Genomic DNA, 6,748 nt, shown 5'->3' on the forward strand with positions numbered 1-6,748 from the left:
GGGCGGAGGATGACGGAGAAATCGAAGCTCGGCGGCAGAAACGGGGCGGTTTGGCAATCTCCCGCCTGCCTTCCGACCCGAATTTCCAAGGACCGAACGCAGCATCCTGCATATCCCCAGGTGAAGAAGAGCCGAGAGATATCCCACGGTTTTCATAGGATTACCAAACTCCCCCGCTTTTACCATACGGAAGCATTTTCGGCGTCACCGGCCGCAGCTCGAACGCCCCAGACGGAGCATTCGAGCTGCAAGCGATCCTACAGCTCCAGCTCTATCCCCACGGGGCAGTGGTCGCTGCCGTAGACTTCGTCGTAGATGCAGGCGCTTTGGATCTTCGGAGCCAACTCGTCGCTGACCAGGAAGTAGTCGATGCGCCACCCCGCGTTCGTCTGGCGCGCTTTGAAGCGGTAGCTCCACCACGAGTACGCGCCCGTCACGTCAGGATGCAGGTGGCGGAACGAGTCGACGAACCCGACCTCCAGCAAGTCGGTGAACTTGCCGCGCTCCTCGTCCGAGAAACCGGCCTTGCCGCGGTTCGGACCCGGGTTCTTGAGGTCGATCTCCTGGTGAGCCACGTTGAAGTCGCCGCACATGACGACGGGCTTCGGGTCGGCCGTCTCGCCCGGCTGCGTCAGCGGCAGCTCGGAAATGGCCACGTGCCCCTCGCCCAACGCCGGCCGCTCCACCGGCACGCCGGCGGGCAGCACGCCTTCTTCGAGCCCCTTGCAGAAGTCGCGGAACGCGTCGTCCCACTCCATGCGATGGTCGATGCGCGCCAGCTCGTTCTGCGCGTTCGGCGTGTACACGTCCACGAACCAGAATTTCGGGAACTCCAGCGCCACGATGCGCCCCTCGGTATCCAGGTGCGGGAAGCCCAGGCCGTGCAGCGCCTGCAGCGGCTGCTCTTTGCAGAATATGGCCGTGCCGGAGTAACCCTTCTTCTCGGCATAGCTCCAGTACTCGCGGTACTGCGGCAGGTCGAGCGTGGCCTGGCCCTCTTGCAGCTTCGTTTCCTGCAAGGCAACGATGTCGGCGTCCAGCTCGCACACGATGTCTTCGAAGCCTTTTTTCAGCACGGCGCGCAAGCCGTTCACGTTCCACGAGACGAAGCGCATATAGTTCCTTTCCCGATTCGCCAACGACTCGGTCATTATACCGCGCAGATCACCAACACGGATGACGGGCGGAATGAGGCAAAGGGGAGGGGTTGGCGTCTCGTCGTCGCGAGAGCGCCCGTCCCCCATATCCCCAAACGAGACGTTAACCCCGCCCCTTTGCCTCATTCTCAAAAAGCACGTGTCGAGCGGGGCGGCAGCGGGTAGTATGGTTCCATCACACCGGAAGACGAAGGGAACCGCATGCAATGCTTCGCTCGTTCAAAGGCCGCGCGCTGGGCCGCGTTTTTGCTGACCGCGCTTCTAGCAGCGGCCTTCGCAGGTGCGCTCGCGCCCGCGTCGGCTCATGCGCAGGACGCGGCGCACTCGCCCTGCATCGCCACCGTCGAGCAACGCGCCGCCTATGCCGCAGACGGCACGCTGGACGAACGAGAAGCCTTCCAGGAAAGCCTCGGCAACGACGAGCCCTCCCCCGGCCTCGTCCAACAGGCCCTCGCGCGCGAGCAGGCACAAAACGGCATCGCCCCGAACGCGGTTCCCGGCGACGACGGCGGCATGGCCGCTATCGGCAACGCACACGTGGTGGCGCTGCGCGTGTCGTTCCCCGACCGCCCCTTCGCGGAAGGAGATACGCTGGAAGCGCTTCAGACGCTCATAGGCCCGCGCGCCGTCGGCGAGGCCGCGCTGCCGAGCGCCGGCGGCTTTCCCTACGAGAACCTGCACGACTACTACCTCCGCGCGTCGTACGGCGCGCTTACCGTCACCGGCGAAGCGTTCGACTACGCGGCCCAGCACGAGCGCGATTTCTACACGGCGAACATCGGGCAACTGTACAAGGAGGCGCTCGACCACCTCGAGGCATCCGGCATCGATCTCGCGCGATTCGACGCGAACGGCGACGGGCGCATCGATGCCGTCTACCTGCACTTCGCCGGCGGCGACACCGGCTGGGGCAGCGTCTGGTGGAGCAACGAGCAGGTGCTCGACGTCCCCGACGCCGTGTACGCTGACGGCACAGTGCGCCTATGGAACGCCGTGGCGCTGTCGAATCCGTGCGACCAGCCGTGGGCCGCGCAGACCATCATCCACGAAACGGGTCACGTGCTGGGCCTGCCCGACTACTACCAGTACGCCAGCCAGCAAGGAGGCTCCACCGACCGCACGGGAATCCTCACCTTTGACATCATGATGCAGAACCAGGGCGATCACAATGGATTCTCGAAATGGATGCTGGGCTGGCTGCCCGACAGCAAGATCACCCGCATCTTCGCGAACGAGACGGGCATCGACGTCAAACGCGACGGCAAGGTGGTGCAACACGTGGACGCAACCGCCGACGGCAGCTCGTCCGTAGAAGCAGCTTTAGAAGCGTTCGCTTCGAACGACATCGATGAAACCGGCGGTATCGTCGTGGTGGCGAACCAAGACGCAAGCATGTTCTCGTCCTACTACCTGCTGCAGTACGACCGCTTCGCCGGCAACCAAAGCGTTCGCTACGAGCAAGATGGCCAACCCGCCGAGCTTCCGTCGGGATTTCGCCTCTTCAGAGTTCAGGCCGACCTAGGATCGGGCGGACCGTATTTCGTTCATTCGAACACGTACGGAACCGTGCACAACCAGCTGATCGAGCTGGTCGACCCTGATATGAACGAACCGCACGCGGAAAGCACCGACCTCGTCCCAGCCGCAATCGGCTCGAGAGAATACGGCTGCATGCTGTACGCAGGCGACGAGGTGTCTCCCCGAGGTTACCCTTCAACCAACTTTTTCGAAAACGCCAACGTCGGATTCACCGGCCTGACCATCGCCGTCACCGAAAGCCGTGCGGATGGCGGCACGCTGAACATCTCGTACTCGAACGCCGGCAAGCCGGAACCGCCCGACGATTTCACGCTTACGCCCCTGTTCGACAGCGTCTCGAACACGGGGACGCTGTCGTTCGAAGCGTCCACGAAGCCCGCCCTCGCCACGCCGCTGCCCGCGGCAACGCAGCTCATCGTGGACGGCCAGCCCCACGCCCTGCTGAACATCGAGACGGACGGCACCACGGTCAGCCTTCCGTACTTTCTCGATGCCGGCGATATCGGGCCCTCGTCAACGTGCGAGATCGTGTTCCCTGCCGGCATGTTCGTCTTGGCTCAAACAGGCGGCACGACTGCATATTCTCCCGAAGTGCGCCTCGAGCTGAAAGCAAGCCCGCTGCTCACCCCCGTCGACTGCGCGGGCGGCTACCTGGGCACCGAGTACACCGAAGATTCCACGGTGCTCAGCAACGTGTTCGCCTGCCCCGACGGAAGCAAACGGTTCTTCCAGATAGCCGACGGCCAGCTCAAGCTGCACGCCATCGACCCCGCCGATGTCGCACGCGTATCCTCGCGCACGGTCGAGGGCGTTCCCGTTCCTGCCGTCTTGGACTACCGCCCTTCGTTTCGCGTCGTGCCGCTATCGAACGAGACCGCGTTCGTGCTCATGCCTGCAGCGGGAGGCGAAAGCGCGGGATACTGGATCGATCTCCAGCGCGGAACCGTTATCGCGTCCTATCCCTTCGACCAAGCCGCTTCCCTCTCGCTTGCAGGCAGCGGGTCCACCGTATTAGCGGCGTCTTTCTATCCAGGCGGCGGCCGAACGATCGCCGCGCTCACCCCGCTTGAAGACGGAACCGTGGAAGCGCGCTACGGATGGACCCAGGCCGAAACCGTGGTTCCCGTCGACGCCGACGCGTTCGCCTTCGGGTTCATGGATGACGCAGGCGCTTTGACGGAGGAAGCGCGCATCCTGCCCGCCGACGCCATCGTCGCGGCGCTGCGCGATGGCGCAACCCTTCTCGAGCATGCCTCCGACAATGGCGAGCTGTGCACGCCCGAGCGCGCCGCGGCCACGCTGCCTCTGCGCGCCAGCCGCATGCTGCTGGCCGTCGAGCGCGCGAAGGACGGCTTCTACGCGCTGCTTTCTTCGGACTACTTGGATCCCGCGAAGCTGACGAACCTGCTGATCGAGTTCGACAGCACGGGAGCGGAACGGGCACGATCTCCTATCGAGGTGGACGGATCCGACGTATACATGCAACTTCGGGTCGCTCGCCACGGCACCGTGGCGCTGTCGCGGCGCATCGACATGACGAAACCGCCCATCTCCCGCAGCGACGTTCTGTTCTGCGATGCGAACCTGCAACCGCTCTCCGTGCTTACTACAGCATCCACCGGCTTGGGCGCATGGCTCGACGACGGACGCTGGCTCGACGTGGGAATGAGCGTTGCGGCGGCAAACGGGCCGAAGGGGTCGCCCGTCGCAACGGAATACGGCGGCGCAACCGAAGGCGGCGAGGTCGACGAATCCAAGCGCGCCCGATACGTGGTAACGACGCAACTTGACAAAACTCCTGCAAACCCAGGCGATGACCCCGCCGATCCCGGCATTCAACCGCAACCGCTCCCGCAACCAGCCGACGACCAGCCCGACAGCCCAAGCAAGCTCGCGCCTACCGGCGACCACGCGAATGCGCTCGAGCTTGCCGCCCTGGCAACGGCAGCGCTGGCCACCGCGCTCTTCGCACTCATGAGGCAAAATGAGGCAAAGGAATGGGGTTGATGTCTCATTCGGGGGACAAAGGGGACGGGCGCTCTCGCGACGACGAGACATTAACCCGTCCCTTTGTCTCATTTATGGTATGGCTCGCCGCGTGAAATTTTCTGGGCGCGGTAGAGCTGTTCCAGCAGCACCACACGAGCCAGGTTGTGCGGCAGCGTGATAGGGCCGAACGACAGCGTCTCGTCGGCACGCTGACGCACCGCGGCGCTCACGCCGTCGGAGCCGCCGATGACGAACGCGATATCGCTCGCGCCGTTCAGCTTGAGCGTGTCGATGCGCTGCGAGAAGCTCTCGCTCGAACGCTGCTTGCCGTCGATGGCCAGCAGCACCACATGCGCCGAGGGCCCGAGCGCGGCCAAGATGGCGGCGCCCTCGCGGTCGCGCGCTGCATCCACGCCGCCCGCGCGCGCAGGATCGACGTCGGCGATCTCGCGCACCTCGGTCTTACCGTACGGCTGCATGCGCTTCAGGTACTCAGCGCACGCAGCCGTCCAGAACTTTTCCTTCAGCTTTCCCACCGCCACTATGGTGAACTTCATACGCCGTCCCTTCGACCCCGCTATCATGGCTCGCACTCATGATAGCGGAAGCCCGACTTGCCAAGACGGAAACGAGATCGGACTCGTGCGCTATCTGACGGGCGGCTCGGCCTCCTCAACGTCGGAAAGCTCGTCGAAAGAGACGGGCATCGGCTTCCCTGCCCCCGCCTCGACCTTGATGGACTTCGTGGGGCAGTTCTCCACGCAGTCGAGGCAGAAGGTGCAGGCCTCCAGCGTCGCCTTGCCGGGATCCGCCACGTCGATGCCCTCGGGGCACACGGTGGAACAGGTTCGGCAGCCCTCCTTCGAGATGCAGGTGGCGCAGTCGGCCTGAGGGCGGGCGCCGAAGCCGAGCTTCGCGCGCAGCTTGCCCATGAGCCCGAAGAAGAAGCCGAGCGGGCAGATGGACGAGCACCAACGCTTGAACAGGAACAACTCCGCCAGCAACATGAGCGGGAAGACGACCAGCTCCCAGCCCGGCTGCAGTAACACGAACACGCGGTTGAGGGTCCACAGCGTGCCGAACACGAGGCCGATGGGGCACAGCAGGCAGAACACCGGGAACCCCACGGCGAAAGACACAACCAGCAGCACGACCAGGACGAGTCCTTGGGTCTTGAGGCTGGAAGTACCACAGGACGAGCAGGTGGAGCAGCCGGAGCCGGAGGATTTTCCAACCGATGCGGGAGGCTCGGACGGGCCGTTCGCCTCCGACCCGCCGCGGGAGACGGGCACCGCCTCGCCGCTGCGGCCGAGGATGCCGCGCGGGGTGTGGCCGCCGAACACGTTCTTCAGAAGCTGCGAAGGGCAGAGCCACGAGCAGAACGCCCGACCCAGCAAGAACACGATGACCAGCACGGCCAGCACGCCGGGCACGAGGCCCCACGGCACGCTGCCCGAGGCGACGGCGATCTGCGCGAAGCCCACGGGGCACAGCGCGCACAGGGTGCCGATGGCGGCATTGCCGCCGAGATGCGCCGCGACGACGGCCAGCGCCAGCACGCCGGTCGCCACGAGGATGCGGATGGTTTTGATGCGCGTCTTCATGTCAGGCTCCCGCCTCTCGCGTCGCGTCGGGGCCGTCGGGGTGGACGCCCTTGGTGTGGGGGCTCGCCGCGTTCGCCTGCGCCACGGCCACCGTGCGCTTGGACTCAAGCTCCTCGCTGGACACGGCGCCCGTCGCCTGCGCCGCCTCGCTCGAGCGCGACACCACCACGATGCCCTTGTCCTCGACGCTCGCATCGTACGCGCGCAGCGAGGCCGAGGGGCATACTTGCTCGCACTTGCCGCAGCCGTCGCAGTACTCGGGATGCACGACCGGCCGGTCGTGGTCGTCCAGCGTGATGGCGCCCTCCACCGGGCACTCGTCCTTGCACACGGTGCAGCCGGCCCAGTCCCAGGCCACGCACGCGTCCTTCACCACCACGGCAACGCCCAGGTCGCGCTCGCGCGGGCCGCCGTAGGTGAGCGCGCCGGTGGGGCACGCGTCAACGCACTGCATGCAGA

Annotated in this window: 5 protein-coding genes; 1 reads left to right on the top strand and 4 read right to left on the bottom strand. The window is 65.3% G+C overall.

All coding sequences use genetic code 11. From position 1 onward, the window contains the following. Positions 1-257: 257 nt before the first annotated feature. Positions 258-1,115 carry an exodeoxyribonuclease III gene (locus tag ACMO6A_RS00080; RefSeq protein ID WP_009305703.1) on the bottom strand — a complete coding sequence of 286 codons (858 nt, stop codon included), beginning with the start codon at positions 1,113-1,115 and terminating at the stop codon, positions 258-260. 243 nt (positions 1,116-1,358) lie between these two features. On the opposite strand from ACMO6A_RS00080, the gene ACMO6A_RS00085 reads away from it, so the two are divergent. Then, positions 1,359-4,703 carry a peptidase M6 gene (locus ACMO6A_RS00085; RefSeq protein WP_418470611.1) on the top strand — a complete coding sequence of 1,115 codons (3,345 nt, stop codon included), beginning with the start codon at positions 1,359-1,361 and terminating at the stop codon, positions 4,701-4,703. Positions 4,704-4,771: 68 nt separating this feature from the next. Here the strand turns inward: ACMO6A_RS00085 and rlmH are convergent, their stop codons facing one another. From rlmH to ACMO6A_RS00100, 3 genes are all read right to left on the bottom strand, one after another. Beyond that, positions 4,772-5,242, bottom strand: a complete 471-nt coding sequence (rlmH, locus tag ACMO6A_RS00090; RefSeq protein ID WP_114526890.1) for a 23S rRNA (pseudouridine(1915)-N(3))-methyltransferase RlmH — start codon at positions 5,240-5,242, stop codon at positions 4,772-4,774. A 90-nt stretch (positions 5,243-5,332) separates the two neighbouring features. Next, positions 5,333-6,289 carry a 4Fe-4S binding protein gene (locus ACMO6A_RS00095; RefSeq protein WP_114551217.1) on the bottom strand — a complete coding sequence of 319 codons (957 nt, stop codon included), beginning with the start codon at positions 6,287-6,289 and terminating at the stop codon, positions 5,333-5,335. Between the two features lies 1 nt (position 6,290). Then, positions 6,291-6,748 (bottom strand): 4Fe-4S dicluster domain-containing protein (locus ACMO6A_RS00100; protein ID WP_418470612.1); only part of this gene is annotated, 458 nt, incomplete at its 5' end.

This window comes from Eggerthella sp. (assembly GCF_048329335.1).
GTDB lineage: Bacteria > Actinomycetota > Coriobacteriia > Coriobacteriales > Eggerthellaceae > Eggerthella > Eggerthella lenta.